Origin of the sequence: Streptomyces bicolor, assembly GCF_000719285.1 — a bacterium.
Lineage (GTDB): Bacteria > Actinomycetota > Actinomycetes > Streptomycetales > Streptomycetaceae > Streptomyces > Streptomyces bicolor.
Genome location: NZ_JOFS01000165.1, coordinates 1 through 210, shown reverse-complemented (window position 1 = coordinate 210; position 210 = coordinate 1). Strand labels below are relative to the sequence as shown.

The window sequence follows — 210 nt, the reverse complement described above, 5'->3', positions numbered from 1 at the left end:
GAGTGGAAGTGATATCCGGTATTAGACCCCGTTTCCAGGGCTTGTCCCAGAGTGAAGGGCAGATTGCCCACGTGTTACTCACCCGTTCGCCACTAATCCACCCCGAAGGGCTTCATCGTTCGACTTGCATGTGTTAAGCACGCCGCCAGCGTTCGTCCTGAGCCAGGATCAAACTCTCCGTGAATGTTTTCCCGTAATCGGGACGACACC

The 210-nt window shown here is 55.2% G+C and carries 1 rRNA gene; it reads right to left on the bottom strand.

Features of this window, described 5'->3' with window-relative positions:
* Positions 1–184, bottom strand: a 16S ribosomal RNA gene (locus IF78_RS0143120); the annotation flags it as partial.
* Positions 185–210 lie beyond the last annotated feature (26 nt).